The organism is Segatella copri, assembly GCF_019249765.2.
Lineage (GTDB): Bacteria > Bacteroidota > Bacteroidia > Bacteroidales > Bacteroidaceae > Prevotella > Prevotella copri_K.
The window spans coordinates 1,183,729-1,207,761 of record NZ_CP152484.1 but is presented as its reverse complement, the minus strand read 5'-3'; the positions used below and the strand labels follow the sequence as shown (position 1 = coordinate 1,207,761).

Here is a 24,033-nt window from a genome sequence, read left to right as displayed (position 1 = left end):
ATCTTAGGTGGTACTGGAGTATCAAGTAACTGACACCTTAGTAACACTTATGTGGTACTGAGAAGGTACTTTGAAGGCATGAATCAGGCACTCCAATTGATGTGCTCCTCGTATTTGTCGAAGTCCATTTTGGAGTCAGCTCCTACCTTTTCAAGCATCAGTCTTATCACCTCTTGCTCTTCTGGTGGAAGAAGAATGTCACCACGCCTACGCTTGAAATATTGGTTGCGTCCGAAGTGGAGGATGAGGGTAGTCATGAACTGGTCATACTGCTGTGGGTACATACGCTTTTGGAAGTTGGTGAATCCTCTGGCGAATATCACCGGCTTTTTATCCCGATAGTATGTACATGCCTCATCCTTGCTGCATCTGGTGGGATTGATCAGACGCAAATACTCTGCATTCTGCTCCATCATCATGGAGTAGGCTACCTGATGTAAGCAGGTAGCTGCCATAGGGCAACTGCTATGCTCACATACAGGATAGTTTATCGGTAAAGAAGTATATTCTTTCTTTGGCATAATCTACTTTGTTTTGATACCTTTATTCTTGAAGAATCACTCGAGAGGGAATTAGTCCATTGGCTTAATCATCTTCTCGATAAAGGCAATTTCATCGTCGGAGAGATTGTACTTAGTATAGAGCTGGCGGTCGATGTCTGGAATGCTTTGGCTCCAGTCGATGTCGCTGTTGTTTTTATAATTTTGAATAGGTACGAATTTAAATTTATCCCTAACGATGTTTTGAGTAATTAGAATAGAAGCTAGTAGAAATCTTGTAAAACAAGTACGAATGTACTTTTTTAGATTCTGTGCTTCTTCCTCATTATCGAATATATCTAATAGAAGATATGATTCTGTACATATAGTATAAGGTGGTAAGACTTCAAGTCTTGAAACGATTCTTTTGCGTCCATTTGCATCTGTTTGTCCTGCATGTTCAGCTGAAGCTTTTGACCTGATTACTTTCCACTTGTCTACTATTTCTTTGTTTTGTGGCACATCCTTCTCTTCCATGTAGGTGATTCCATCGCTGCCGAAAAGTGAAATATTTCGACCCGGCTTCGCCGGGAAACCGCGCTGGAAGCTTCTTATCCCAAACGGTTTACGTGAGTAAACCGTTTGGGATAAGAAGCCTGTAAAGGTTTGAGACTTAACCTTATTGATAATATCAAGAACCTTTTGGTTTCTTATAAATGTATCATGTTCATTAAGATATCTAGTACTTTCATTACGGAAACTACCAAGAATGCTTGTTACTACACATTTGTTATCAGATCCTTTGTTCCATAAGAAATAACAAACCCCACCTGCAATATCTACAGTAGGGAAACAATCTCTTGAATCCTCGTAGTCAAATAACTTTATGAGTTGTTTATCATTAAGCATATTTGCCCTAAACTCATCAAGCCCTTTACCTCCTGTATACCATTTTGCTGGTATAATCATAGACACATTATTAGGGTTAAGTAATTTGGCCAAATCTACAAATTTATTATAAATAGGAGTAGCACTACTTCCTGTTCCACCACCATCCATAATCTGATACGGCGGATTTCCCACTACAGCATTAAATTTCATTTCTTGCTTACTTGAATTGCCCTTCCAGAAACCAACAGACTTCAGCTCTTTTACGAGTCCTTCCTGGTCTTTAGAAGCACGTTCGATTAATTGTACGTTTTTGATATTCGCTTTCTGGTCAACCTGGCGGAAGCCAAAGAGGGTGCGGTGAGTAATTCCCTTAGCCATAGGAGTATTGCAGATAACATACATATTGTTCTCCACTATATCATCCCAAACCACTTGTTCTTCCTGCACACTGACCGTCTCCTTTTCGATGCATTCCGCCTTGATATATTCTTCCAAGCGACGACGGAAGAGAGAGTAGGTTACGTAAAGAGGATAGAGACCAGTCTTTGAATTGATCTCCAATATCTTTGTCTGAACCTCTCCTGCAAGGTCAACATTATCAAAGAGTTGGCGGGTGACATCGCCCTGGTCAACATAACGAGGAGTGCAGAGCATTCCAGTCTTTTCGTCAAAACTTTCGTCGTACCAGCACCAACCACCAATCGTGTCACTCATGTGCATATTTACCACACGCCAAGGAGTAAGCACCGTCTCTTTATCTGGATTGCGGAAATAAGAGAAAATCTCCGTAATCTGACGGATGCGTTCATCAATATGCATGAAATCTGCTTCTCGGGTAAGGGCACGATATTTCTTACCCGCTTCCTCGAAACGGGTAGCATTGAAGCACTTACGAATCTTGTTGAAATCTTCTTTCGAGATTCCCTTCGGCATAAACTCGGTCCATGACTCATCCTTAATCTTTCGGGTGAAGTTGTCAACAGTCAGTTCATCCTTAGGGTCGCCAGCATCAGCACCACCATACATCAGCAACGGAATACGGAGCGCAATACCACGGATATTGGTCATACGCTTCTTGAACTCCTCACGTTCTTCCTTCGCCTTCTCACGTCGGGCAATGCGCTCAGCTTCTGCCTTCAGCCAATCCTCACGCTCTTCATCAGACATGGCTTCCCATTGCGCCTTAAATTCTTCGTCTTTCTTCAGCTTTTCTTCTGCTTTCTTCTTGGCTTCAGCAATCTTTTGTCTCTTATTTTCCTCCCATTCCGCACGTTCCTCTGGTGTCATGTGACTGAGATCGACAGATTTGCTTGCATCTTTTCGCTTCTCGTCAGGAGCCTTGCCACCATGCTCACCAATATGATTGATGATTTCCGGATTTACCTTATTCAGTTCATCTTGGTTATAGAGGCATGGATCGTCAAAGCCCTTGCGTACCAGTCGGTCGATAAACACATTCTCCAACTGCTTGTAGATGTCATTGACATCCATAGGACTCATCTTGCCTCCATCCATTGAAAGAACAGGACAAAGCTCGATAAATTCACGAACAGTCTCCTTGTCGCGCATTTCCTGCGTCTTCTCTTCATCGCCTTCCTGCTTCTTCTTCTCCTTAGCTGTAGCCATAGAAGAGAATTTGGCTGTTTCAGCCACAATCTTCAAGGCGCGGTCGGGCGCAAAGTCGAATACATAACATTCTTTCTTGATCTTACCTTCATGAGTCTTGTATGGAGACTGCACACGGAAGATGGTCTGCATGTAAGTGGCAGCACGGTCGCCACCTTTCAGATAGAACACGGCAGTCCAAGGCGCTACAGTAACGCCTGTAGTCAGACGGCCACAGGATATGGTGATGGTAGAAGTCTTCTCTGGATTGTCGCCAATCGCTTTAAGCACCTTATCAAGTGCATTCTCGTTTTGTTCGTCTGTTTCGCTTCTACCTGCTACATTCACTATAGTGAAATGACGGAAAATCTTGTGCTCTTTCAGCAGTTGCTCCAAAGCAGCCGCTTCGTTGACATGAGAAACTACCCAAAGTGTATGACGGAACATCTGGCGATATTCATTGGTAGAGAATGGAAAATTATTCTCAGCATCCTTTTTGCAGAGTAAATCCAAAAACTCAGATACTTCTGGCTCATGTACAAAACGACCTTTAGCACCCTCTGGCATAGATGCATTGTCGGCTTTAGGATTACCTGTCCAGGTACGGAAGAACTCAGGGAACGAGAATACACCTGTCTGGTCAAGGATATTATCAATATTCTTGGTAATATCGTAGGTGAAGATATTCATCTTCGGCAGTTCAGCGTACGGATTCTTCCCGTTGGGATGTTCCAGGTCCCAGTTATGCTTGGCTGTTTGCTCGGCAATATAGTCCCAGGTGTAGATTTCATCCTCTTTGAAATCCTCATAGAGATTGAAAGGAGTTCCAGAGAGATAGAGCATCTTGGTTTTCTCTTTCTTCAGAAAGTCCTGGATGACACCTTTGCCCAATGAGGTAAGAGTTCCCTCGTGAGCCTCGTCAATAATAATTAAATCCCAGTCGGTTTTCAGAATGTCAGCTTTCAGCTTCTCGTTCGATGCGGAAGTTGTGTTGCCAACACCTGCATTTTTTGCCTGAGTCTTACTATTAACAAGTTCCGAGAGACGAATATATTGCATGGAAACGAAGAAGGCATAATGATTGCCTGGAGTCTCGACAAAGCTTTCTAAATCATAGTAGTTACCTACAGTCTCACTCTCATCATCCGAACGCATACCGAAACCATAGGTTTTGTGGATGTCGCTGTTGCCTTTTACCTTAGGCTCAGAACTTTTGCTGCCCACAACCTGTTTGAAGGCTTGGAGCCAACTTTCTCCTACTACAGGGCGGTGGGTGATGATAAGGGTGCGCTTCACATCCAGTTCGCGCATAAGCTGCATGGCACAGATGGTCTTGCCGAAACGCATCTTGGCATTCCAGAGGAACTGGCGATATTCAGGAAGAACTTCATACTGGTATTCACCGCGTCTTCCACTTCTTTTACAGAAACGCTCCTTCGCTTGATCGATTGCGTCCCTTTGCTCAGAACGAAGAGTGATAAAGTCGTCGGCAAACAGGTCATCCTGCATGCCGGTCTTTATTTCTTCAAGGGTTGAGTACGTTGCCATAATTATGTTATTTATTATTATTCTTGTTTACTAACGACTCGAAGGTCTGTTTGATAGCCGACTTGTCGTGAAAGTCTATATTTCTCAGCGTTGCCTTCTGAAGGTTGATGCCTTTGAGGAAGTCTTTGATAAGACAGAACCGCTCAAAGGGTGGATATTCTTTGTAGATTAATCTATCTCCCTCAGCATCCAATTTTTTCACGGCTTCTGGAGTTCTGAATATTCCCAAATCAGACTTTTTCTTTTCAAAGTCTTGAATGATCCGTTTTTTCTCTTCTGAAGACAACTCCTTAGGCGTATGCCCAGGAAGTCCGTATGTCAATCCATCCATCTGCCACACGTTCCAGGAGATAATGTAAGCAGCACCTGGCATCATGCGCATCTTGTTCTGGTTGAACTTCTTTTCGCCAAACTGAGCGATATAATGCTCTTCGAATGTAAAGAAGAGAGCTTCTCTGGCAAGTAGGAGGTTATCGCCTTGCCATTCGAAACCGTATGTTGCACGGAGAGCTATCTTAGCCCAAAGAATCCAATCCTTGGAATCCTTCGTATTCTCGGAAACGATTCTGAGTTTACGGTCGAGCATTCCTATGCGATATTTCACATTCTCGTTATACTCACCAGTAACGGCATCATATCTATTACAGAGGTATGGAGCTTCGCCACAGGTAATCTCCAGACGGGTATCAGCCACATAGTCTTTCCAGGTCTTACCTTCTGGAAACTCAATTTTCTCCTCATTGTTAATCCACTTCTGAGGGTTTTCTGGGTCGGGCGAATTGAAGAGTCCCTCTTTTCTGCCGAACCATTCTTCATCAATGAGATTGTTCTGTGCATTACAGATCCATGCAGGAGTAAACACCTCAGCCTTATCCTTTGCACGCTGCGTCTGTTCTTCTTTCGACTTTACGGCACGTGGTCGGATAATCTCCTGGTAATTGTCTTTCTCCTCAGGATTCTTTTTGACCAACTCATTATATTGCTCCTTCGTAATCACCTTGCCTTCTTTTGAGGCATAGGATGTGATCTTGTCGAGCGTGATAGGTGCAAAGAAAGTAAAATCCTCTCCGTAGTCAGCATACGAATCCGTAGCCCAGTAGATATTCTGCTGGGTAGTATGATCTTTCAGAAGATTCATACATACCTTCTCTCCGTAGCTGTGAAGGAGTTGGTTCTCACTTATGTCTGCGTCATTTATCATTGTTTATATTTTAATTGCAAAATTATCATTCTATGTTGCAGTCTTTCTGCACTATTGAATATTTTTTCAATAAATTCTCTATTTTCTCAGCAATTTGCCGTCTTAACCACTCAGGTTTGAGTACTTCAACCTGATTTCCGTATGAAAAGATGCGTGCTTCAAGTTCCTTATTAGGACGAACCATAAGCTTGATGATTCGCTGTTCTTCGTCTTCAATCTCCTGTGAAGGATGAATTGGCTTGTTCACCACATAAGGGAAACGGGCTTCATCAAATTTCAACAGCACTTCCTCTGCAACTGGATGGTCTTCGGGTAATGTTACTCCAACTACGTCCATGAAATATTCATTGAAGTCTATATCCGTATTGGGAATAAACGGCACATTGGCACGTGAGAACTTCACGATACGGTCGAGTGCTTTATTAGTGATGTAATTGCCATGACTACCTTCCTGTAATCCGATGAGGAACCAACGGTTGTTGAATTGCTTGATGTGGTAAGGATGGAGGATGGCAGTTCTTTCATTGCCAGCGAAAGTGCGATAGAGCAAATTCAAAGGCTGATGATTCAATGCGGATTCTATCAGTTCGCCTAAGAACTCTGTTCCCTTCAGCAGATCATTGTGGTCAAATGACACGATATTCTCTGTATTGGGCTTGACACCAAAACGGAATTCGAGATTTGAGATGACATCTTCCAACCATGCGTTACTCGGCACACCACGGAAACGACTTAGTATGTCGATAGTGGAGCGAAGAGACTTTATTTCTTCGGCTGTCAACTCATTATTAAAGATGGAGAAGCTTGGGTCTGAATAACGGTAGTAACTTTTCCTTCCATCGAAGGGATATGTTTCGATAGGGGCATTGTAGGTGACTCTATCTCTCATGTATTTGATGTCTTCACGTATCTGACGGATGCTGACCTGCGAGCCATAGAGATCCATGAGGGACTCATTGACCGTGTCAAGGAGGTCCTCAATACTATATGTTCTATGAAAATCGCTAAAGCATCTGTCCAGAATCCGGTAGCGAAGTTGCGCATTCTTGTTTGTTGGCATAGAGTCTTTTCTTAATTAGTTTATTTATCTGTTTTTATAGTAACGACATCATCCAGTCTGACAAGGTCGTTCATGTCGCATTTGAGACAGCGAGCTATCTCAATCAAATTCTCTAAAGTTGGTTGTGATGTGTTGGTGACCCACTTTGATATTGTAGCAGGATCTTTACCGAGCATCTCAGCCAGTTGCTTGTTGGTTAGCATGCGTTCTGCAAGCATCACCTTAATCCGATTTAGAGGTTGTTTCTCCATATTTCTTGTTTTTATATATTATCAATATGCAAAAATAAGGTTTTTTCTTCGAAAAACAGACATTTTTCATAAAAATAACACTCCTAAAGCAAATAAATTGATGTTTTCGTCATGTTATTCGAAAAAATATTGTATTTTTGTAGAAAAAAGGCTGCATCTCAGCAATCGGAGCAAGCTCCATTGCGTTCGGTTTGCACTTTTTTTGCATGTGAAGGGCGTCTTTTTTCTGAGAGTGCAGATAGATTGCATAATGGCTTTCTACTTTTGCATCCAGATTGTAACAGTTAGACCTTTAGGTCGTGGTATAAACAAAATCATAAGAACGATGGAAAAGACGAACATCTACACAGATGAAGAGCGTTATTGGATGACTGGAGGTAATACAGGAACATTGCCTACACGTATCATCCCATCTGTGATTTACAGTTTGGCACCAAACGAAATCTTCGTGTTTGGAAGCAATGCTCTGGGTATGCATCATGCAGGTGCTGCTCGTGTGGCCTATAATGAGTTTGGTGCAGAATGGGGAAATGGTGAGGGATTGCAAGGTCAGTCATACTCTATCCCCACGATGGAGGGTGAGCATAATACAAAGCTTGCCATCATGAGATTTACGCAATATGCCAGGGAACATCCTGAACTAAAGTTTCTGGTAACTCCTGTTGGCTGCGGTATCGCTGGATATACTCCAGAAGAGATTGCTCCTATGTTTAAGGATGCAGCTTATTTGGAGAATGTGTATTTACCCATCAGCTTCTGGAAGGTGCTGATGAAAACGTAATATTAAAAATGAATATGGATAGAGAATATAGTCAATTTGAATTTCTTTCTAAATATGACCAAGAGATTGTTATTCAATATCTTGGTTCTTTACATCTTTGTGAATTTAATTCACCATTTGCCAGTAGACAATCACGCTTGATTATACAAGCGCTTATTAATTGTGATGGAAATGAAAAAATTAATGATTCTTTTGGAAATTTAATTAAGGAAAATTATCGTCAAGAGTTCACTGAAGACCCACAGGAATATCTTTACGTGGATTGTGTTCATTCTACAAAGCGAACATATAGAGTATTCCCTGGACTATTTACAAATCTTCATAATAATTTAACTAGATTGTTTGAACTTTCTGATAAGCTATCTGTCAAATCTGATGATCAAAAATTAGTAAATTTCCTTCTTGAGTTATCTGATATTATAGCAGGTAGAATGGGGTATGTACGATATACTCTTGGTAATCCTCAGGCAGAAGAAATAGTATATCTTGATATTGAGAAATCAAGAAAAATCTCTCAAAACCTGATTTTTTCTAGGGAAGAAATCTCACAAATTGCCTATCGAAATGGTTTGTCCTACAATGATATCTGTGTTCTGTTATATGTTCATTGTAAACAAAAACTTATCGATTTTGAGTTAAAAAGGCAAGGGTATAGTCCGGTAGAAACTAATCCGTTGTACAAATTGAATAATGGAAGTATATTCGTAATTCAACCATCAGCCTTGCTTAGTGCAGCTCACAGAATTATGATTAATTCTTTAAAAGAACTTCTTCCTAACTCTTTTAGCGCAGAATACCACAAGGAGTTAACGATAGATTTAACGCATTGTACTCCAGAAACTAAAGAGTCAAATAAGGGTTATGGGGATATCGATGATGGGACTTTTTTATTATTTCGGGTTGATAAAGACAAATTACTTGTAGTCATAATTGTGTCTGATATAATTTTATCGAACATGAATTCGTGTGTATTACCAATAAAGTCTTTTTTTTCTCAACAATTCGCAAAAGACAAGATTCATTATATATTTACTCATAACTCTCTAGAATTAGGGGTTTATTATGAAGTCAAATCAGATTACATTTTAGTTGATTTTGATGACTTAAAAGTAATGCTTTCTTTGAAAGATATATCATTAAGAGACATATGGTATTATTGTGAGGATAGAGCAAATCTAAACGTTAAATTAATTGGACAAGAGATAGATTTATTCGCATTCTATTTACAAAACAAGCACACTTTTTATACAGAAGACACTTATACCACTATGATGTCAGAAATCGGTAATGCTTTGGGGTTAAGATACAATGTGAGTAGAAATAGGGATGTTCATTATCTTGTATTTAAGGGCAAATCGTATTTAATGGAACATTATTTTGATTTTCCAATTACAGTACCATTATATTTGTTTTGTGGAAGTCATAGTCAATATGAGCAATTTGGAGAATTGAGGAATTCTTCTATAAGATTTTGTATTGATAGAGAAAATCCGTATTCAACATTATGTTGCGAAATTTCTAGAAGCATATTGGTTTGGCTATATGCCATTGAGTATAGATTTAATAAAGCAATTATATCTGGTGATATACAGGTTATCATTGATTTATCAGAAGATAAGGAAACAACTCTTTTGTGTGATTGTCAGAGAAGTTGGTTTAAGTTTACATTATCTTTGAAATCTTTCTATGCCGAAGAGGATAAAAGGGAGAGGTATATCCTCTACCAGTTCTTAAGTCGTCTTTATACGATTGGAGTTACAGTTGATGACGGCTTTATTGGAATGATATCTACAGTATTTTCTGAATCTCATGGGGCTATATTGCAAATGTGTGACTATGATGATATACTCTTGGAAAATGATGGACATATGAATTTCTATTCAGTAAATGATAGATGTTGTGATTTTGTTTTAACAGAAATAGCAAACCATCTTAATCTGAAAGGTAAGGAAATAATATTAGATGGGAATGAGTCAAAAAAAATAGCTTTGACTATTCAAGATTTTCTGGGTGAAAAAATTGATATGATTCTTAAGGTATACTCAAAAGCCTTATTCTATCAATTATTGGAACTCCATCATTCATTACAATACTGGAAATTTAATTCAAATAATCGGTTTTATGGCATAGATTCTGTCTTCCGATATGTTGGCGAGAAATTTGAAAATCAACTCCAGTTTGCGGATATATATACAGAAACTGATAATCTAACTACGTTTATAATAGAAAGGATTGTTAGAAATAATTTTATTTCCATGCAGGGAGTGTCCCCTTCTCTAGAAGAAATAGACATGTTGTATGCATACGCAAAACAATATTATATAATTTGTCAGTATTTGGATTTAGCTTCAACAGGAAGAAAAGATGCAACTCTGACTATTTAAAAAAACGGAAGATTCACCCTTCCTGTATTGTTGTTGAATAAATATCTTAAATATTTCAGAATGTTACGTGAGGAAGAGTACAATAATGTGAACTATAAAAAAATAAAATCAGAATTATTTCCTGAATATAGCATTCAAAAAAATGATGATGCTTTTTACAGAGCATTTATGGAAGAGTTTGATTTGTCATACGATTCTTACATCAACATTTGTAAAATATGTATAGACTTCAGTGCAGACCAAGGTGGAATCGCATGTATGAAAGTCGCTGACTTTTCACACTTAGTTTCAACAGAAATAAATAAATTTGACTATAACATATTTAAAGACAAATTTATTCTCTCTGAAGATGTTGCATCAAAAATTTCGAAATATAGTGAGTTTTATCCTCATAGGTATAATCGAGTTTTTCAAGTATCTTCGCGACCTTGGATAGAGTATCATGATCATATATATTTTTCTAGTAAATCTATTTCTACAAGTAGTAGAATTTTATTAGATAGAATATGTAATGCAGTTCTTGTTGCTCAATCACCAGGTATGAATAGTTATTTAGGAACAATTAGAGACCGAAAAGGTCATGATTTTAACTCTGCTTTATTCAAATATGTTAAAGATCATGCTTCCTCTGAAATTGTAGTTAAGCTAGAAGTAAAAATCTGTCAAGGTAAAACGTTAGATGCCGACAAGGACTATGGTGATATCGATCTCTTGATTATTGACACAAAATCAAAAATCATAAAATGTGTAGAGGCGAAAGATTTTGTCGAAAGTAGATATTTGTGGCAGTTGTTAGACCAAGAAAAGAAAATTATTGGCGCATTGCCAAAAGTATGCTCTAGAGATAATTGGTGCCGTAATAACATACGTCAATTTTCAAAAATCTGTCATTTAGTTGATAATAGCTACACAATACAGACTGTTTTTTTAACTTATAATTTACAGCCTGAGACTTTTGATAAGTCCGGACCTTATAAGAACATTAAGTTTGTTTCGTTAATTGACCTGATAAAAGACCCGAAAATTCTTTTATAAAGTTAAAGCCTTACGAAACGAGTTTGAATAATCATCAAGTAGCCTATCACTCATTGCATAAGCGAGTACAATTCCTTTATTGCCAAGAGCGTGATAGGCTGCTTTTGCACTTGTACCCGTATCAACACAGTTATCTATGATAATAGGTACGCAGTCTATAGGCAGTTCTTTCACTGAGTAAAATCCCATTTGTGATTCTGTTAATGGATGATTTTTACATTTGGCAAGATAGTTGGACTCTCTCGACTTACCACGAAGAATATCTGCCACTAATACATCTGAATATGAAGCAATGGCATTTGCCAAGAGCAAGGCATTGCTCGAAACACCAGTATGTCCTGGAACAGGAACCAGTACAGCGTTACTAAAAGGAATGAGTTTTGCCATATTTCGAGCAGCATAGTTAATGGCATCTTTATCTATCTCTTTTATCTTATGGCATACCCACCGGTTAATACCATCATAGTATCTACCAGTGGATAGGAATGTAATACCGTCTGAAACTGTTTTGATTGGTTCGTTCTCTGTCATGGGGTAAATAATAAAATGAGTTCTGCATATCGTCTGCGCTCAATGGAAGGGATTCGTTTCCCTCGCCAATGGCAATGATTCACATAATCGTCTCTGATGTTCCGGTTGCCTACTTCGAGTTTCTTTAAGACAGAACTTTTCGGGTATTTGCCCTTATATCCAGTAACTTTATATGGTCCGATGTTATAGGATAAAGCTGCAAGGAGTAGGGAGTCCTGACCATAGGAACGAAACATAGCACATAATTCTCTGAGGTCTTTACGAAGAAGTTGCTCTGCTTCATATGTTGACATATTAGCAGAGTAACGCTCTCCAGGTCTGAGCTTATGCCCATAACCAACATAAGGATAATCCTTAGCACGGTGCATGCCTTCATAGAACCTAATGCAGCATACTGCACGTTCGAAAGGTGGCAACTCGAATATGGAAGCCGGGGTTGATGCCGGTCGCTCTGTTGGCATTCGAGCCTGGACATTCGCAACCAGACTCAATGATATAAGCAGGAATAATATTATCTTTCTGAAAGTCATTTTATCTTGAATTTGTTTATCTCGTCAATCATATTCTTGACATCGAGGTTTACACTCACGAAATTCTGATACAGGATTCGTTCCTTGGCATCCTTGGATGGGAAGGTGTAGAACTTCGGTATCTTATAGTTCGCATAGTCAGCTTCTTCCTCTGCAATCTTCTTCATGTCGAAGTCCGTCTTGCAGTAGAACTTGGAGGTCTGGAACTCTGCTGACTCCTGGATGTTCATGCTGTCACCTCGTCCGGTCTTTGTCTTTATGAAGTCACGGGCAGACTGTCCACATATCCAACCAGTAGGCATATCTGAGATTTTACTGGCAGGAACAAGGCTGTCCATGTTCTCATTGAGGTTGATGGAAGTCTTGTCACGGTCGATGGTCACACCTTTCTTTAACTGAACTACCTTGCCGAAGATGTCGTTGGAGAGCCATTCCAATGTCTCTTTTGCTCTTGCAGAACCACTAACCACGTTACCTACTGTGGTGATTACCTTCTGCATACCCACCTTGCCGTAGTCAGATTCAAGCTGTGGCAGCTCCTGAAAACCGAGAGCCACGCTTACCTTGTTGCTTCGGGCAGTACCGATAAGTCGATCAATCTTGTGAAAGTAGAGCGTAGGCAACTCGTCCACGATGATGCTGACAGGAATATTCTTGCCCTGGCCAGTGTTGACACGGGTAACAAGACGGTTCAGAATCAAAGCATTCAACGCACCAATAATACTTTCCATCTCTGGGTCGTTGGCTATGAGCAGATATGAAGGATTCTTCGGATCGGACACCTTCAGGTCAAAATCATCACCATCCTTATGGAATATCCAATACGACTCCTTGGTAGCCAATCGAGAGGTATAGACACGGAGTGTACCAATCATACCTTCCAACTGTTCCATAGCCTTATTCTTCATGGCTGTCTGGAATGGGCCAAGGAGAGGAGCAACCTCTGGATCTGTTTCCAAAACCTCAAAAATTGTCTGGTAATCGAGATTGAGGAAAGAAAGGATATGTGGCATGTCACTGTACTTGCCCAGCCAATACTCTGGCTCCACCTCTCTGCCAGTATGGTCAAAGACTCTGCCAGTAGGTTTCGGGCGATGAGTCTTTGGCTCTGTTGTCATCTCAGCAATAAGAGGATTGCCGTTCTTGTCGTATGGCACCTTCTTGTAATTGACAAAGAAATAGATACAAGCTGCCAGGAAGTTGACCGCTGATGTCTGGAAGAACTGGTCGCTACCGCCACCACCTTCCTTCTTTCCTTTCTGCAGAGACTCCAAAAGGGTTTCAGCTGTTTCACTAGCTGCAGCAAGGTTGCCGATGTATTTTTGCTGAATAGGATTCACACGTCTGGAGTATTCCACATCCACAAAGTTGATGATATTGAACTTGCATCCTCGTGGCACCTTCCCTGCTTTCTGGTTTATCTTGTAGTGATAATACAGCTTCTGCGCAAGAGTCGGGAACTTGTAATCATATACAACCATAGCAAACCCCTTGGCACTGTGCTGGCGGATGAACGGCTCGATGATGGAGAATGTCTTACCAGAACCAGGAGTACCAACTACCCATGTTCCTCGGAAAGGATTCACGATATTCACCCAACCTTTGCGGAACTTGCCCTTGTAGTAATAGCGCATCGGGATGTTTACGCTATACTTGTTCTCCTGCAGTTCCTGGCATTGCTCAAAAGACTCGTTCTCGAAGTTGAAACGATCTTTAAGCAATCCTTCCTTCAGGAACTTGGAGATATTGTCAAGGGCAACATGGATGCAGATGGTACCAAGAATAGAGGCAGCCATGTAAAGCCAGATGTTCAGACTGATGGTATAGAACCTCATATCCATACGATGACCGAAAAGCCATATAGACAGTATGGTGACGAACAGTCCACCCACCAACGGATAGAACACCTGACGGCGAGCATCAAATTCCAAGTGTTTCTTGTTTCGGGTGCCAATGCAGGTGATACAGATAAGCACGATGGTAGCAATCTTGCTCCATACAAGGTTTCCATCCATATAGATGAACCACCTCTTTACACGGCTATGAATGTCACAAACAATGCCACCCCAATAGTCAAGCAACGCAGGGTCTATAGCATACTCAAAGAACTCCACTATCAATGATAAGTATATCAGACAGCGGAATATTTTATACATGGTCTGTAATTCTTTTGTTTCCTCCATGAAACCTATTCTTGTATTATAGTGAATATTTAATGCTAATTATATAAAGTAATGATTGGACGGACTTTATGTGCTTGCGTCTTTGGTGTTTCTTGAAGTGCCCCTGAAGCTAATGAGTACAACCAAGCTTTGGCTGTTTCCTGGTCTTTAACCTCTGTCGAAGTCCAATACCAACACTCATCCGGATTGTCTGGTATCACATCGCCTCCGCACTTGCGAATATACGTATTTACCGCACTGCGTGCTTGATACAAGAGTTTGATCTGAGCAACGGAAGGGATGTAGGCACTCTGACCATACTGCCACATGTCAAAGACTGCTGAAGCTGCAGGTGAAGTGCCAGTGGAATACATGGCATGCGTATTTCCATTGCCATCGAATGCTGCAATATCAGCTGATGTGTTATGCTTCAATCCGAGAGAGTCTGAGTATGCAAACGGCTCAATGTCCTTTAGATAGACAGCATAGCCTGTGCCTTGGATGTCCTCGTTCTGATTCACATAGAATACCACGGCTATAGGAGTCTTGTTTTGGGACTTAACTTCCTCGAATCTTACGACTTTGCCATCTGTACAGAGGATGTCGCAGGTCTTCATTGCCGTATCAGGAAAGTCTCGATGCTCATCGCATGAGGCAAATGCTACTGCCATGAGAGTAGCACAAATGATATTTAGTATCTTCATTGTTGCTATTTCTTTAATGTGGGTATCTTGAATCCTATCACGATGCCAGTACGAAACAAGTCTTCCCGTTTGGGAAGAGTGAGGTCACATTTGGCTTGAACAAACAATCCCCATCCATGACGTAGGGCAAAGTTATGCTCGTAACCTACATGCAAGCCACCGACTAACTTGTCTGTGTCACTGCCTGCACTTGCGCCAATACGGAGGTTTCCGTAGTTGTTCCTTCCTCTTGCCACACAGGGTTTGTAGGCTGCGCCAATTCCCCATGTGCGGTAGTTGTTCCAAAACGACTCTGGACAGACGTGTCCGCATGATGCACATTCATCCCATTTGATGTAACCGTTGACAAAGTACTCCCAGGCATGGTGGTAGCGTGTTTCATGTTCCCATGAGATGGTGGCATCCAAACCTCTCTGATACAAAGCACCTACACCTACGGATATTCGGTCGCTATGGCTCTGGGCGAATGATGAGACTGAAACGCACAGTCCCATCATCAATGACAATATGTATTTCTTCATCGTCTTATTCCTCCAACATTAAGCGTGAGTTGAATGAGTCGGCATACAGAACATCTTCGTAGTCTATATCCAAACTAATGGTTCTTCCGCTAATCTGCTTCTCTGAAATCTCGATAGACAGGACCTTGTCGTTAGGGAATGTCATCTTTTTCAGGACGATGACGTTTCTATAACCATACTTGAAGGTTTTGGACTGGTCAAGCACCATAGCTGGCGTAAGTTCAATCATCTGGGCATTAGTTGCCTTGGAAACCTTCTTGTCATTCAGTTTGATGCGCATCTCGTCGATGTCAAAGCGGATATTGGTGCGGTTCTCAATGCTGAAATCAATGAAGAAGTATTCTCCAACAGAGTAGATGTTGTTCAACCTCATGGTCATTCTGTGCTGCTTGGTGCTCACATTCCGTATTCTTGCCGGTGAGTTCCATATCTTTCTGGCATATCTGGTCATATCCTCAGTACTCATTGATACAGAAGGATTATGATATGGAATCTTCTCAGAGGCAAGTATCTGTTTGTCTGTGACTGCTTCCTGCATTCTTGTAGTGTATATCAGAGCATACTGGGTTCTGTAACGCTCGGTAACTATCGTCACAATAGCAAGGATGTCACCATCGGCATGTACGGATGCACCTTCCTTGGGTTTCAGACGAATGGTATTGTTGATTGGCTGGTCGCCGACCACTGCATCCGTAGAAATATCAACGAAGCGTACTGGCTCAGAGGCGGTAATGACTGTTGTGACATTCTCATTGATGGTTAGCTGCTCTATTTCCTGATACGTCTGTTGTGCCATGGATGGGAGAGAGGCTAATGCGCATACTACCAATGCGCAGAATTTCTTGATAGTCTTCATATTCGTATATGTCTTTATTATTTTTCTTTCTGGTTTGAACGTGAATTGATGAGATACACAAAGGTTCCGTATTTCAGCTTGGCTGAGTTCTTCTTGATGGCTTTGCTAATGGCGTTGCTTGTCTTCTGAACGGCATTGGTAACGGCTTGTGCTCCCCAACTTGCCAGGTTGCCACCTCCAGTAGATGTGCTGTTGGTTAGGGTTGAAGTGTTGCTCAAAGCACCGCTACCAACATCTTTTGTGGTCTCTCTGAACTGGCTGCTTGGTACATATAATCCTTCAAGTCCGTCGGTATCATAGAGCGAAAGGTTTACCTTGACGATGTCATCATCTATCATGATACTCTTGACTGTGCCCTTGACACGCTGTGAACCGAAGCCGCTCATGGTGGCATAGATGTAGGAGCCTTTATGAATGACCGTTTCATTGATGACAATATCATCGAGCAGACGAAGTCGTACTCTTGATCCATCCACCGCCTTGATGTTCTCGTCTATGATAGCCTTGATAAGTCCAGCTTCCTTGTCATTGTCACACAGGGTGTTGAAGTAGTCGGAAGTAACCTTGACCTTCTTGACGACCTCATGCGGTTCATCATCGGTCTTCTTCTTTTCCGGAATTTCAACCTTTCCTTCCTTGGCATCGCCCGTTTTGGCAGTTACTTCGGCCTGCATGGATGGGGTAGAGACCTGCTGAGCCTGAATCCTTGCCTGGGCAATGGCTCGATTGAGTTCTTCCATCGCCTCCTGCTCACGCTGTTTGCCACGAGCTAAGCGATCATTTTCTGCAGAATTGTTGCCTTTGGCGATTTCCTGGCCTTTCTGTGCGCTCTCCTGTAGCTGCCTTTGCATCTCAGAGAGCTTCTCGGCTTCCTGGGCTTCCACCTGTTTACGTTCTTCATCTGAGTACTTTGTATCATACTCTTCCTTGGTATCTTCTTCATTGCGTTCAATGTTTCCTACTGCTGAATAATCGTCTATCTTACCGTATGATTTGAGCATACTCTCATACTTGTTACCAATACCGTCTCCCTTCATTTTGGCATCAGGCAGGTCTGGATTAAGATACTCGGTCGTAGTGAGACCATCAGGAATCTCAGCCTTCTCCGTATGAAAGAGGTCAATGACGAAGTAGCCGACAAACAACAGAGGGAAGTAAATGATAAGCGGTATCATATACTTGGGCTGTTTCCAGTTAATCTTTTTCAATGCGTCCATCGTTTTCTATCTTTTCGTTATTATTCTTTTGATAATCTCTATTCATGGCAGGATGCGTGGTGTAGGCATTTTCAACAGCTTTCCAGACTTTGCAGTGTCGCAGACGCAACATCTGCTCTTGCCTTTCCGTAGCACTTTGTCTTGACTGTTGATGACTATACACCACTACCAACCTGTAGATGTTCAGACCAAAACAGAAGATTATGAAACCAAATACAAGGTAGAGGAACAACCGTTTATGGTCATTCGCAAACAGTTGTACCTTGGCTGCAAGCACATCAAGCTTCATAGTCTTGGCAAACTTGCGTCCTGCCTGCACCTCAGTCTCATATCTCTGACGATATTGAGGATCATCTTTGTCTGGCATCTTTTCACCGATAAATATATTCTTCCATCCCATATCAATATGTCAGTTTGGTCTTTTGTTCTATATCCTTATTGAGAAGGGTTCTCCAGTTGGTGATGAGCAAACCATGTGGGTTGTTGTCAGTACGGGGAACACGCTTCAAATGACCTGCCGTCACAAGTTCTCTGGTAAGAATGCTTGTGCGTCGCTCAATACGCTGTCTGCCATAGTAGGTGAACTCCATCTTCTCCTTGTCGAACTTGATACTGTCACAGAAGATACTGAATACGGCACTCGTACCCATGATGTTTGAGTAGAAGCCTTTCTCCTTTAATGTATTGTACTGCGCAAGACCCGTTTCATCGACCAGATACATGGCTTTATCCATTGTATATTTGATGTACTTGTCATCTGGCGCAAGAGTGAAGAAGTAATGATGGAACATCTCCACATGACTCTTTGCTTCCACATCGAGCGTTTCTTCCATGGTGCTGCGCTGAACGAGAATAGGAACATTGCCATCCAACACGTACACTTTCTGATGAGCATCCGAAACCATTTGCTTGGCTGTCCAAATGCTGGAGATACAGATGATGATGCAGCCCACAAGGAAGAGTGAGCAGATAATCATCACCAACTTGATTTTGTTTTCGAGATTCTTTATTACCATACCTTATTATATATGTATTATTTGCTGTTTACATCACTTTGCTAATCATGCCCTGGGTTGAAATCTTGGCTTGCTGTGCCACACCTTCACCGAAGTTTCGGGTAGAGAATGCTGTATCTCCTTCAGGAATCATCCATGCAGCAAGGTCTGGAACGAGGTTCAGACATTTCAATGCCACAATGCTTGCTGCCATCAGATAACCGGCTGAGAAGAACGAGTTCTGCAGATATGCTGCCATCGTCTGCTCACTTTCGGTAATGGCTGTAAGGTTCTCCACCTGAATGCAGAGCACTATATCAAAGAGTAAAAGGACATAAAAGCCCACGAAGTATAGCATTGCTCCATAGAAATGTACCGTGAGATAACGTATCAGCCACTTTGCCCAGGCTCCTTCCCATTTCGGCAAGAGAGAGAATGCCCATTGTATCGGACCGAATATCGTCAGCATACCCAGGAGTATCTGTTGGCAATAGATTGTTGCCCACCAACCTATACGGAAGACAATCAAAGCTATGAGCATAATCACCTTATCTATGCCTACCACCGCACCAGCTGTGAGTGATGTGAACCAGAGCTTTGATGCATCAGTTTCCATGTTTGTCACTTCATCCACACCTGCCTGTTCCATGGTGGACTCTATCAGGTTTGGATCCGATGTGCCAGAATGGGCTACGTCAGCCTGGGCTTGTAATGAGTTATAAAGAGTATCACGTGTATAGATGAGCTCCTGGACTTCTTCAAACTTATCCTCAATCTGTGCGGACTCCGCTTCATACAAGTCGTGGGTGTATGAACCTATGCAGTTAGGAATATAGGAGAGAAAGTCAAGTACACACCAGCTGCTGCCGTTGTTTGTAATGCCGGTATCTGCAGGTGGGTACCACCAACAGAGGATCACACTGACCACAAGAGGCTTGAACAGCTTCATGATGTCTATCGGCTCATGCTTTACCATCATCTTGTAGGCCATACTGCCAGCTACGACTATCGAGAACAGCGCAGCTAGAGCCATACACATCTGCAATATCCACCAAAACGGACCTTGTGAGCCTGTGAACGTGGCATCACAAAGGAACTCGTTGGTCAGGAAAATCACATCATCAATCTCCTGTTCGAGGATCTTGATACCGAAATCGGAAAGGATGTTTGAATCTGCCATGTTTTATCGTCTTACTATGTTATTTTCGTCGGAGTCATCAGTTCCTGATCCTCCGGAGTTATTTCCTATATTCTTTTTGCCTGCTTCACGCCATCGGCTGATTGCTGATGATGCGTGGCTGGCCACATTGTTTCTTCTTTCAAGTCGGGCAGCAAGCAAGGATGATGTCTTTCGCTTGTTGCTTAGTTGGATAAGAAATGAGATAAGTGTCTCATTCTGCTTGGTAATGTCATCATAGATGGCAAGATACTGCTGTTTGCGCTGGGCATTGGGCATATAGGCATCCTGCATCTCCTTGATGGCTGTCTTATACATCTTGTAGTATTCTGTCCATCGTGTCTTGTCTGAAACAGAACCACCAGCGCTTACTATTCGGTCAATATTCGCCTGAAAGTCCGAGAGCTTGGAGTTGATCTTGTTTCCTTCTGCAAGCCAGGCAATGTCAATCTGCCGGTCTGCAATGTTGAGTGCTTCTATTTCTGCTCGTTGGGTAAGAGATGCTTTGATACTGTCAGCAACATCAACCTGCTGATATGCAGAGACTCCTGCCATGGTTCTGAAAAACTGCTTGTTCTTTTTTGCTGCAGTCTTCTGATAGCTGTTGTGTAAGGCATCATAATAGAATGCAGGAGTGAGACCACCAGAACCAATCTCCTGAACCGTAATCTGATTCATCTTGGCTGCATCATGGTTGTAACTCACATATCCTTGGGCTGATGCGTTAAAGCATAACGTCAAGCCACATAAGCAAAGTGCTGTCCGTGAAGAGATTAAATGTTTCATATTCATTGTATTTTTATTTATTATCCTAATAGCCTAAATATCCTGCGCCCCTCCATCTTCCAAAGGCATCACTTATGATTTCCTCCTTGCTCTTGGCACGGTACACCTGTTTTTTCCAATAGCCGATTCTCACTTGGATATATTTCCAGGTTTCGAAGTATGCCTTGTTGAGATGCTTGTTGATGTTGTCGAGCGAGTTGTTGATGCTCGTAATGATGAGAAGCAAGTCGGACGTTGAACATGCCGCAGCTCCAGTAGCATATAGCAGCAAATCACTGACTGACCTATAGAGATTGTCGCCTTCATCTGCAATCTTAGCCAAAGCCTTGGTGTTGATGGTGATGATCAGCGTATCGGTACTCATGATGTTTCCTCTTTCCAGGCATTTCTTCCTGAAATCATTGAGCATCTTTCTATAGTCACCGACTTTGTCACTCACATTCTCATAGGTGCTGTACACATTGAGACTGGTACGGAGTGACTGATACAGAATGTCAATCACATCAAATGCCCTGGTGTACTTATCCAGTTCCTTATTGATGTCCCTGAATCCAATGTTGGCATCGCCGCTGTAGTCATGCAGCAGTTTATTGCTTGCCTCCAAGGTGGAACGCACAAGCAGCAGACTACGCTGTTGCTTGTGATCTTTGATATAGGCCTCGATAGAAGCTGCATCAAAACCCACCTGAGCCTTTGCCACCGAAGGCAAAAGGGTCAACAGACAAATGAGTATTGTCAGTATCTTGCTATTCACTGTTGTCTTCTTCATCGTCATCATATTTTCCGTTATAACTATCTGAATGTCCGCTATCAGCTGCATGTCGCAACCATCGTTTCCTGCACTTTTCTATGAGCGTCAGTCTTCTGCCTTGCTCGTCATTCAGTGGGGGAGCGACACTCCTCAGAATGTCTATGATGGAATGCTTGTAATGCATCATCTTCTCCAATGACACCAGATCGGCAAATATCTTGGTGAGACGGCTGTCTATCTGACGTGCAATCTCCAGTCGGTCACTTGACCAGAGCAAATGATAAGTATCATCCGTATTGTCTGATTCCACAGGGCTACTCTTGGCATATTCAACCGTAGGGTCACAGTCTGGATAGTCACGGGCTATCTCAGCAAGTTTGGCATTCACTTCGGCTGCTTTCTCCTCATCGGTTTTAGCAGGATCGAGGTTTACTACAGCCACAACTTGCGTATCGCTATATTCCGTGGTCAGAGTCCATGAAATCTGCACGATGGCACGGTGTATCTTGATGCCCATGAAGTACTTAGGCTTTCTTGCTATTGAAACTGTTGCCTTGAAAGTAATGACACCATTGGTATTCGGCATGGAAGCAGTACGAACGAAAGTATTCCCTTCCCAAGCCCCCGAACCATTCCAACTGAGATTATAGGCAGTCTTGCAATCTTGCATGATGGCCGAAATGCGGTAATAATCGTCTGTCACGGCATTTTCTCCATCAATAGCCTCTTGCTTTGCCTTTTGGTACTGGGCAAGTTCTGATTCGGCTTTGCTCTTATCTGACTTCAATGCTGTTATACGGTCTTTGTTGGCATTGTACTGTTGACGATACCTCGCTGCATCATTCACATTTGAATTCTTGATTCTTCTCAGAAGTTCCGTATTCTCTGCCTCCAAGTTTGTGATTTCAGACTGTAGAGAAGCTATTTTCCTCTCTGTTTCAGCAATCTTGGAATCAATCTCAGAAGTGTTGACGCTTTCATGAGTGACACTCGTGGCCATGGCACACTGCTTGGTGTGACCATTCACGCTACCTCCACAACTCGAACACTTGTATTGGGTCGATGCTTCACCAAGTTTGGTACCGCCATGACAAGTAACACTGATGGTTGCGGTTTCGCATCCTGCGATTTTCTTGGCATCGGTTGTCTGATAATATCTCTTTGCATCACTTGAAAGATAGTAGGTGTAACCTTCCTCGTTATCATTGAGTTCTTTCAGGCGTGCATTCAATCCGGTTTTGAACGTGTTCATGTCCATCGTGTAGGAATCAAAGACATCCTCAAAGGCAACTTCCTTTTTATACCAGCTCTTTGAAACATGAATCTCGTAAGCATAGGCTTTAGCATATTGACCACTTTTCTTCTTGCTGAGAATATAGCCTGACATATAGTAGGTCATGCTATAATTGAAGCCGTCATTCGAGTTGTTATGCTGCTGAACATCACTTCGACTCCATCCAGCGTGGCTTTCTGAGTTTCTCAATGCAGCTTCTCTTTCTGCCGATGTTGGAGTATAGTTTTTATCCTTTGTGCTAATACGATACCAGTGATCACCTTTGATGATGGCATCATTGTCTGTTGGTGGATAGTAGTCACACAGCTTCACATTACCGGCATCGACTCTATAGATATACCATCGCTGGGTGTAGTATTGCCCCATTCCTTCACGGGCATAGTCTGTTACCCAGGAGGTCAGATTGTAGTTCGATAAAGAGAAGAGATTTGCAATGCTGTCCCTTCCTCCAACAAACTGCAAGAGCGTGTTGCCTGCATTTGCAGACAGACTGTTGTAGAGTCCATACACATTTTCTGCAATCTCAATAACGCTGCTTGTCTTGTCCATCATCGTTCCACTGAAACTGCTGTTGCCAAGGATTGAGCCTACAACATTGCCAGCTCCAGCAGAAGCAAGATTGACTCCCATGGCATACAGGTTGTCTATGTCTTCCTTCAGATTCTCCTTGGTGAAGTTGGAACCGAATCCTGAAAAGTTGTCAAACATCGCTTCCCAATCCACGTTGCCCAACTCCGAGAGTTTCAGGATGGCAGCCAATTCCTGGTTAATCTCCAGAAATGCTATATCCTTGAACGAGAGGGTGCTGTTGGTGACGATAGACTCGAACTGATAGCAGAGAGTCTTGGTCTCTTCACATACCTTGTATAAATAGCTTCCCCAATAGAGAGCATTCTGAGGACTTTTGAGCATTATACCTGCCACAGTCCAAATCTTCGGCATAATCTTGGCCGACACCATGTTATAGATACGGCGGTAATAGTAGTTCTCAGTGGCACTTGTCCATAGTCCCAGATGGGTGAGGGCTTTGCGGTCAAGGAACTTAGATGTGAAGATTCCTGCCGCTGCCACCTCTGCCGCCTGATAGTGATCACGTATCTTAGCTACCTGTTCGGCATAATACGCCTCAGTAGCTGCCTCTGTTGCAAAAGCGGCTGTCATTGCTTCTACAGTGCGCTTGTCATAGTTAACACTGTAGTACTGCGCCATCATCGGTACTACGGCACAGAGATAGAGAGTAAGTATTATCAGATAGCGTTTCATTTGTCTGAATA

The 24,033-nt window shown here is 42.1% G+C and carries 21 protein-coding genes; 3 read left to right on the top strand and 18 right to left on the bottom strand.

What is annotated here, in order from left to right:
* Positions 1–83: 83 nt before the first annotated feature.
* Genes KUA46_RS05325 through KUA46_RS05305 form a run of 5 tightly spaced genes read right to left on the bottom strand, consistent with a single transcriptional unit; the run spans position 84 to position 7,035 of the window.
* Entirely contained in the window at positions 84–521 is a 438-nt protein-coding gene (locus KUA46_RS05325) for a DUF6078 family protein (RefSeq protein WP_218486585.1), read from the bottom strand.
* A gap of 51 nt (positions 522–572) precedes the next feature.
* Entirely contained in the window at positions 573–4,523 is a 3,951-nt protein-coding gene (locus KUA46_RS05320; protein WP_218486584.1) for an Eco57I restriction-modification methylase domain-containing protein, read from the bottom strand.
* 7 nt (positions 4,524–4,530) lie between these two features.
* Positions 4,531–5,724: a restriction endonuclease subunit M gene (locus KUA46_RS05315; protein WP_118191459.1), complete on the bottom strand. Its 1,194-nt coding sequence runs from the start codon at positions 5,722–5,724 to the stop codon at positions 4,531–4,533.
* 25 nt (positions 5,725–5,749) lie between these two features.
* Positions 5,750–6,784, bottom strand: a complete 1,035-nt coding sequence (locus KUA46_RS05310; protein ID WP_218486583.1) for a helix-turn-helix transcriptional regulator — start codon at positions 6,782–6,784, stop codon at positions 5,750–5,752.
* Between the two features lie 20 nt (positions 6,785–6,804).
* Positions 6,805–7,035, bottom strand: coding sequence for a helix-turn-helix transcriptional regulator (locus tag KUA46_RS05305; protein WP_006846518.1), 231 nt, complete (start codon positions 7,033–7,035; stop codon positions 6,805–6,807).
* A 325-nt stretch (positions 7,036–7,360) separates the two neighbouring features.
* Between KUA46_RS05305 and KUA46_RS05300 the strand changes: the two genes are divergently transcribed.
* The 3 genes from KUA46_RS05300 to KUA46_RS05290 are packed head-to-tail and all read left to right on the top strand — an operon-like array spanning position 7,361 to position 11,235.
* On the top strand, positions 7,361–7,816 hold the full coding sequence (locus KUA46_RS05300; protein WP_420377680.1) for an A1S_2505 family phage non-structural protein: 456 nt from the start codon (positions 7,361–7,363) through the stop codon (positions 7,814–7,816).
* Between the two features lie 14 nt (positions 7,817–7,830).
* On the top strand, positions 7,831–10,200 hold the full coding sequence (locus KUA46_RS05295) for a hypothetical protein (protein WP_218486582.1): 2,370 nt from the start codon (positions 7,831–7,833) through the stop codon (positions 10,198–10,200).
* Positions 10,201–10,260: 60 nt separating this feature from the next.
* Positions 10,261–11,235 (top strand): hypothetical protein, encoded by a 975-nt coding sequence (locus KUA46_RS05290; protein WP_218486581.1) that lies wholly within the window; start codon positions 10,261–10,263, stop codon positions 11,233–11,235.
* Here the strand turns inward: KUA46_RS05290 and KUA46_RS05285 are convergent.
* From KUA46_RS05285 to KUA46_RS05225, 13 genes are read right to left on the bottom strand one after another with little or no spacing between them, the layout of a single operon-like run.
* Complete coding sequence (locus KUA46_RS05285) at positions 11,230–11,766, bottom strand: phosphoribosyltransferase domain-containing protein (protein ID WP_218486580.1); 537 nt, start codon at positions 11,764–11,766, stop codon at positions 11,230–11,232. The two genes, KUA46_RS05290 and KUA46_RS05285, sit on opposite strands and share 6 nt — an antisense overlap.
* Positions 11,763–12,296: a glycoside hydrolase family protein gene (locus KUA46_RS05280; protein ID WP_218486579.1), complete on the bottom strand. Its 534-nt coding sequence runs from the start codon at positions 12,294–12,296 to the stop codon at positions 11,763–11,765. The genes KUA46_RS05285 and KUA46_RS05280 overlap by 4 nt, the downstream gene beginning before the upstream one ends.
* On the bottom strand, positions 12,293–14,479 hold the full coding sequence (locus tag KUA46_RS05275; protein WP_218486578.1) for a type IV secretory system conjugative DNA transfer family protein: 2,187 nt from the start codon (positions 14,477–14,479) through the stop codon (positions 12,293–12,295). Before KUA46_RS05275 ends, KUA46_RS05280 begins: the two co-directional genes overlap by 4 nt.
* A gap of 35 nt (positions 14,480–14,514) precedes the next feature.
* Positions 14,515–15,162 (bottom strand): DUF1566 domain-containing protein, encoded by a 648-nt coding sequence (locus KUA46_RS05270; protein ID WP_218486577.1) that lies wholly within the window; start codon positions 15,160–15,162, stop codon positions 14,515–14,517.
* Positions 15,163–15,167: 5 nt separating this feature from the next.
* Positions 15,168–15,683: a hypothetical protein gene (locus tag KUA46_RS05265; RefSeq protein WP_218486576.1), complete on the bottom strand. Its 516-nt coding sequence runs from the start codon at positions 15,681–15,683 to the stop codon at positions 15,168–15,170.
* Between the two features lie 4 nt (positions 15,684–15,687).
* Positions 15,688–16,539 (bottom strand): conjugative transposon protein TraN, encoded by an 852-nt coding sequence (gene traN / locus KUA46_RS05260; protein ID WP_218486575.1) that lies wholly within the window; start codon positions 16,537–16,539, stop codon positions 15,688–15,690.
* A 17-nt stretch (positions 16,540–16,556) separates the two neighbouring features.
* Positions 16,557–17,756: a conjugative transposon protein TraM gene (gene traM, locus KUA46_RS05255; protein WP_218486574.1), complete on the bottom strand. Its 1,200-nt coding sequence runs from the start codon at positions 17,754–17,756 to the stop codon at positions 16,557–16,559.
* A complete protein-coding gene (locus tag KUA46_RS05250; RefSeq protein WP_218486573.1) occupies positions 17,734–18,156 on the bottom strand; it encodes a hypothetical protein in 423 nt (140 codons plus the stop codon). Before KUA46_RS05250 ends, traM begins: the two co-directional genes overlap by 23 nt.
* A gap of 1 nt (position 18,157) precedes the next feature.
* A complete protein-coding gene (gene traK, locus KUA46_RS05245; RefSeq protein WP_118079520.1) occupies positions 18,158–18,772 on the bottom strand; it encodes a conjugative transposon protein TraK in 615 nt (204 codons plus the stop codon).
* Positions 18,773–18,800: 28 nt separating this feature from the next.
* The gene (locus KUA46_RS05240; protein ID WP_118139845.1) at positions 18,801–19,931 is read right to left on the bottom strand and encodes a hypothetical protein; all 1,131 of its coding nucleotides are present in this window, start codon (positions 19,929–19,931) and stop codon (positions 18,801–18,803) included.
* Between the two features lie 3 nt (positions 19,932–19,934).
* Positions 19,935–20,714 (bottom strand): DUF5045 domain-containing protein, encoded by a 780-nt coding sequence (locus KUA46_RS05235; RefSeq protein ID WP_218486572.1) that lies wholly within the window; start codon positions 20,712–20,714, stop codon positions 19,935–19,937.
* A 25-nt stretch (positions 20,715–20,739) separates the two neighbouring features.
* Positions 20,740–21,483, bottom strand: a complete 744-nt coding sequence (locus tag KUA46_RS05230) for a hypothetical protein (protein WP_218486571.1) — start codon at positions 21,481–21,483, stop codon at positions 20,740–20,742.
* Positions 21,461–24,022, bottom strand: coding sequence for a hypothetical protein (locus KUA46_RS05225; protein WP_218486570.1), 2,562 nt, complete (start codon positions 24,020–24,022; stop codon positions 21,461–21,463). Before KUA46_RS05225 ends, KUA46_RS05230 begins: the two co-directional genes overlap by 23 nt.
* Positions 24,023–24,033 lie beyond the last annotated feature (11 nt).

Excerpts from the sequence above, each read along its gene's own strand:
- KUA46_RS05325 (WP_218486585.1), bottom strand. The coding sequence starts at position 521 with ATGCCAAAGAAAGAATATACTTCTTTACCGATAAACTATCCTGTATGT.
- KUA46_RS05320 (WP_218486584.1), bottom strand. The coding sequence starts at position 4,523 with ATGGCAACGTACTCAACCCTTGAAGAAATAAAGACCGGCATGCAGGAT.
- KUA46_RS05315 (WP_118191459.1), bottom strand. The coding sequence starts at position 5,724 with ATGATAAATGACGCAGACATAAGTGAGAACCAACTCCTTCACAGCTAC.
- KUA46_RS05310 (WP_218486583.1), bottom strand. The coding sequence starts at position 6,784 with ATGCCAACAAACAAGAATGCGCAACTTCGCTACCGGATTCTGGACAGA.
- KUA46_RS05305 (WP_006846518.1), bottom strand. The coding sequence starts at position 7,035 with ATGGAGAAACAACCTCTAAATCGGATTAAGGTGATGCTTGCAGAACGC.
- KUA46_RS05300 (WP_420377680.1), top strand. The coding sequence starts at position 7,361 with ATGGAAAAGACGAACATCTACACAGATGAAGAGCGTTATTGGATGACT.
- KUA46_RS05295 (WP_218486582.1), top strand. The coding sequence starts at position 7,831 with ATGGATAGAGAATATAGTCAATTTGAATTTCTTTCTAAATATGACCAA.
- KUA46_RS05290 (WP_218486581.1), top strand. The coding sequence starts at position 10,261 with ATGTTACGTGAGGAAGAGTACAATAATGTGAACTATAAAAAAATAAAA.
- KUA46_RS05285 (WP_218486580.1), bottom strand. The coding sequence starts at position 11,766 with ATGACAGAGAACGAACCAATCAAAACAGTTTCAGACGGTATTACATTC.
- KUA46_RS05280 (WP_218486579.1), bottom strand. The coding sequence starts at position 12,296 with ATGACTTTCAGAAAGATAATATTATTCCTGCTTATATCATTGAGTCTG.
- KUA46_RS05275 (WP_218486578.1), bottom strand. The coding sequence starts at position 14,479 with ATGGAGGAAACAAAAGAATTACAGACCATGTATAAAATATTCCGCTGT.
- KUA46_RS05270 (WP_218486577.1), bottom strand. The coding sequence starts at position 15,162 with ATGAAGATACTAAATATCATTTGTGCTACTCTCATGGCAGTAGCATTT.
- KUA46_RS05265 (WP_218486576.1), bottom strand. The coding sequence starts at position 15,683 with ATGAAGAAATACATATTGTCATTGATGATGGGACTGTGCGTTTCAGTC.
- traN (WP_218486575.1), bottom strand. The coding sequence starts at position 16,539 with ATGAAGACTATCAAGAAATTCTGCGCATTGGTAGTATGCGCATTAGCC.
- traM (WP_218486574.1), bottom strand. The coding sequence starts at position 17,756 with ATGGACGCATTGAAAAAGATTAACTGGAAACAGCCCAAGTATATGATA.
- KUA46_RS05250 (WP_218486573.1), bottom strand. The coding sequence starts at position 18,156 with ATGGGATGGAAGAATATATTTATCGGTGAAAAGATGCCAGACAAAGAT.
- traK (WP_118079520.1), bottom strand. The coding sequence starts at position 18,772 with ATGGTAATAAAGAATCTCGAAAACAAAATCAAGTTGGTGATGATTATC.
- KUA46_RS05240 (WP_118139845.1), bottom strand. The coding sequence starts at position 19,931 with ATGGCAGATTCAAACATCCTTTCCGATTTCGGTATCAAGATCCTCGAA.
- KUA46_RS05235 (WP_218486572.1), bottom strand. The coding sequence starts at position 20,714 with ATGAAACATTTAATCTCTTCACGGACAGCACTTTGCTTATGTGGCTTG.
- KUA46_RS05230 (WP_218486571.1), bottom strand. The coding sequence starts at position 21,483 with ATGAAGAAGACAACAGTGAATAGCAAGATACTGACAATACTCATTTGT.
- KUA46_RS05225 (WP_218486570.1), bottom strand. The coding sequence starts at position 24,022 with ATGAAACGCTATCTGATAATACTTACTCTCTATCTCTGTGCCGTAGTA.